Genomic DNA, 3,873 nt, shown 5'->3' with positions numbered 1-3,873 from the left:
GGCGAGCCGCCGCGCGGCAGCCTCCGCGCCGGCCTCGCCGGCCGGTAAAATCAACGTTTCAAGGCCCGTTTTCACAGGGACAAAATTCCTCATCTCGGCCGCTTGCGGTGCGTCAAACCCGACGCTATAAGCCGCCTTCTTGTCGGAGTGTGGCTCAGCCCGGTAGAGCACTGCGTTCGGGACGCAGGGGTCGCAGGTTCGAATCCTGCCACTCCGACCAACAATTTCAAGCACTTAGCGTGAGAGCGCTTTTTGCCCCCCGAACAATCCCCCGAAGAACGCAGGGTTCTTGGGTGGAAGCGCGCCGCCAAATGATCGGTTTCGGCGCCGTTCGTACCACATCCTCCTAGAATGTCTGCGCTCGTTTGCATGCAAACAGCACGCGTACCTATTCCGGTCCGTCAGAACTTGTCAGTTCATTTGCCTGCTGGCTCGAAAGCCTGTTCGCGTGAGACTTCGGAGTGAGGAGGCAATCCGGTGGTGAGCGTCGGCCTTGATCGGCTGAGACCGGCCGCTCGCAAAGTGGCGTTGTTCCGCATCCATGCGTCATTAACAAGGTCCTGCCATTGGATGACTTCAATTGATCCTCGGTATTGGTTCTTGAGCGGACGGATGCGTCCCTGTCCGTTCGCCGTCGTTTCCCAATTTGATAGTTGCTGCTTCAAGTCACCGATAATGTCGGCCACAACATAGCAATGAAAGATGCAGTCGTGGGCCACTCGAACCCTAGTACGGTCGAATGACTCGATTTCTCCACCTTGCAGTTGCGCAAGGTACTTCGTTATCTGGTTTTCAAGTTGATCTTCCGCTGCCGGATAAGAGGTGCGGCCCGGCTTCTTGAACTCCACGATCATTACCGTGCGCAACGGTTCCGAGACGTTGACCGAATCCAGTTCGTCAGACTCGGTGACACCTAAGCCGTAAGCGAGATCCCAGAGTAGGAGATCAGGGCGATCGGCGGAGCCGCCTTTGGCAAGTATAGCATCAAGGCGCTTATCCGAAGCGAACGCCCTCGTGAAGGCCAGCCGTTCATCTACAATCCAGAGTTCATGAGCACGACTCTTAATCTCTTTCGGATTGTCGCCACGTACTCCCATTGGGACGATGAATGAGTGCAGCGTCTTTTCGAGGTGGTGGTCATCATCTTTGCCGTCACGAGTCCGAATCCGTTTTATCAATTTCTCCAGAAGTTCCAATGCAAGTTTGCGTCGAACGACGTGCTGCGCCAACGCAAGTTGCTCGGAAGCCTGAATGCCTTTTGCAGCATCGATGACTATCTGTTGAAAATTTGCAGGTACGCGCTCCAAATCGAGTGCTTCGATGAGTGTTTGCAGTGCGTCTTGTCGATCTTCTTCGCGTCGGATTTGATATTTTACCAAGCCTGCCGCGAACTCCTCGGCTGTCGTCGCGTGAAACGGCACTCTTTCAAGCTGCGTCTCGTCATCATCAAATCCAAAAGTGGGGTATCGAGAAACGAAGAACTGATAGTTCGCTTGTCGCTCCTTAACATAGGCCTCGACCTGCGCCGGCAGTAGCGTCGTTCGAACCTTCTCCATACAGCCGCGGCTGATCTGGTTGAGCGTCTTCTCTGTCAAATTGAACGCTGTTCGCCCCTCATTCACGCGCGCGTCAAGGTACTCACCCGATACACACCCGTGGAAAACTAAGTCTCTCTCTGAGTTGCGCTCAAGGTTCGTCACTCCAAGGAGATTGTCGACTTTCCGAGTTTCGACGGTGCGACCATTCGCGAGCAGATGCAGTTGATGCTTTCCGTCGAGGCCCGTGCTGGCTTCTGCTCGACACGTGAATCCGATAATTGAAAAATTCCCAAACCCCTTCAATTCGAATGAGTCCGCTTTCAGCGGCTTCCCGACGGTCAGATCGGCAACGGCCTGTGGATATGTGGTCAGATCGCCGTCGAGGTCGACCTCGATTGTTGGACCGTCGCCCATCAAGAAGTCAGCAATGAAGTGTGCGCTGAAGTAACGAAGGAAAGTGTCTGCGCGCTTTGGAAACGTATCCGCATACTCCTGCGTGCGCAGTCCTCGGAATGTGATCGTTGTACCAATTGAGAGAGCTGCCGCCGGCTGGTCTTCGACGCTAGGTCTGATTTGCTCTTTGTTATCCAATACGAACGAGAACACCCTGCGCGATCGCCCGTTCGTGGTGTTGTAAACGCTCTCGACGATGATTTCTTTGAATGCGTCCAACCAAAACAGGCGACCAACGCCTTTGCCACCTTTGGCGCGCTTGAAATCCGTGTCGATCGTGCAAAACGCCTCATACCGGTTGGTGTCGAGACCGATGCCGTTGTCAGACACCACAATCTCGATTTTATCCGGACTCGAAAGCGACGTGACGCTTATGGAAATTTTTCCCTTGCCAACTTCCTTTTCAAACCGATCCTCAACCGCATAGACGGAATTGCTAACCGCCTCGAACAGAGGTTGCAGCCCTTGGGCTGCATTCGACGGTTTGGCGAGCTTCCGAACTCGATTTTCGATATTGGGGGTAAGTGTCGGCACCGGGGTGTCCCATGAGTTTAAAAATCAAACAATGCACTTCCTAGGTTGCATTGTAAACTTGGCGCTTGACGGTACGGGTCTGCTTAGCGACGCAGTAGAGCGAGATCATTGCGAAGCCGATCGCCCTTTCAAACTGGATAGTTTGTCCCGGGTTCGGCCTGCCATGTGATGTATAAGGAAAAGGCCGCCAACTAGGCGGCCTCGTAACGTTGCGGGGCGGAGATCGGCGGAAGCTAATCGTCGTCATCGTCGCGTAGGTGTCTGTTGACCGTACCTAGCCAATGGATGTCCTGACCCATCTCTTCTTCAGAGGCTTCCCGGCGTCCGAATGCTGCATCGAACAACCGACCAAGAACGGTACGCTTTTCTTCTTCCCAATCGCGTTCGCTCATCAGAGGTCTCCTGTGGCTAAGCCCCCGCGATAGGTTCGCTGAGTCGATCGAAGTTCCCTCATCACAAAGAGCACCAATCCACAAATCGCGTGGGCAATCAGCGTCCGAGAAGATTGAAAGTGGGCTCAACGGAGACTAGGCGTTACCCCCCGAATACCCCCGAAGAATAACGTGACAAACGAGGAAGATCGCGCACAAACGGCGAAAAAAATGCTGGAAATTCAAGATGCTTCTAGCAGGAAAAACCGTTCGGGACGCAGGGGTCGCAGGTTCGAATCCTGCCACTCCGACCATTCTTCCAAAAGTTGACGTTTTCCAGAGGCTTGGCCGACCGGCCGCCAGCGCCTCGGAACGCCTTTCTGCAACGATTTTCGGGGCGGGTCCACGGCCGATTTGGCCGGGCAGGGCCGCTTGCCGCGGCGGCATGGCTCTTCATGAGCTAACGCCGATCCGACATTGCCGGTAAGTCAGAGGACTACCGCTCGTAGCTCGTAGGATGGGTAGAGCGAAGCGAAACCCATCGAAGCTCTCGACGGGAAGGAAAGTGATGGGTTTCGCTTCGCTCTACCCATCCTACACTCACCTTCTCGCCACCAGCATCCCCACCAGAAACGCCACCATCAGCGACGGCAACGGTGCCTCGCGCACCATGCCGCGCACGACGTCCGGCCAGTGCTGATCCGGGACCAGTCCCGGCGATCGCACATTGGGCGCGGGCTCGATGCCCCAGTGTGATGCGAGCTCGGCGATCTCGCTTTGCGCCAGGCGGACGTCGTCGCGGACGCGGAAGATGGCGGCGTCCGCTCGCTCGCCCGGCGCGAGCTGCATCAGCGTCGCGACGGCTGTGCGCAACGTCATCTCGCCAAATCCTTGCAGCCGCACCTGCTCCTCGGGGTCGGACGTCATACGAATTCCCTCACAGCGCGAAATGGCGCGCGAGGGCGAAGGCCGCCGTC

General features: G+C 56.0%; 3 protein-coding genes and 1 tRNA gene. 1 reads left to right on the top strand and 3 read right to left on the bottom strand.

Features of this window, described 5'->3' with window-relative positions; genetic code table 11:
• The first annotated feature begins 143 nt into the window (after positions 1 to 143).
• Positions 144 to 220: transfer RNA gene (locus MOV74_RS33260), tRNA-Pro, on the top strand.
• A 196-nt stretch (positions 221 to 416) separates the two neighbouring features.
• Here the strand turns inward: MOV74_RS33260 and MOV74_RS33255 are convergent.
• The 3 genes from MOV74_RS33255 to MOV74_RS33245 all read right to left on the bottom strand — a co-directional run.
• Positions 417 to 2,525, bottom strand: a complete 2,109-nt coding sequence (locus MOV74_RS33255; protein ID WP_246931224.1) for a sensor histidine kinase — start codon at positions 2,523 to 2,525, stop codon at positions 417 to 419.
• 233 nt (positions 2,526 to 2,758) lie between these two features.
• Positions 2,759 to 2,917: a hypothetical protein gene (locus MOV74_RS33250; protein WP_161497212.1), complete on the bottom strand. Its 159-nt coding sequence runs from the start codon at positions 2,915 to 2,917 to the stop codon at positions 2,759 to 2,761.
• 579 nt (positions 2,918 to 3,496) lie between these two features.
• On the bottom strand, positions 3,497 to 3,873 hold a 377-nt coding region (locus tag MOV74_RS33245), incomplete at its 5' end, for a hypothetical protein (RefSeq protein ID WP_246931223.1).

It is taken from the genome of Bradyrhizobium sp. SHOUNA76 (genome assembly GCF_023006445.1).
In the GTDB taxonomy this organism is placed as follows: Bacteria; Pseudomonadota; Alphaproteobacteria; order Rhizobiales; family Xanthobacteraceae; genus Bradyrhizobium.
The sequence above is the reverse complement of the archived record's forward strand: the minus strand, read 5'-3'. Positions and strand labels throughout refer to the sequence as shown.

Excerpts from the sequence above, each read along its gene's own strand:
- MOV74_RS33250 (WP_161497212.1), bottom strand. The coding sequence starts at position 2,917 with ATGAGCGAACGCGATTGGGAAGAAGAAAAGCGTACCGTTCTTGGTCGG.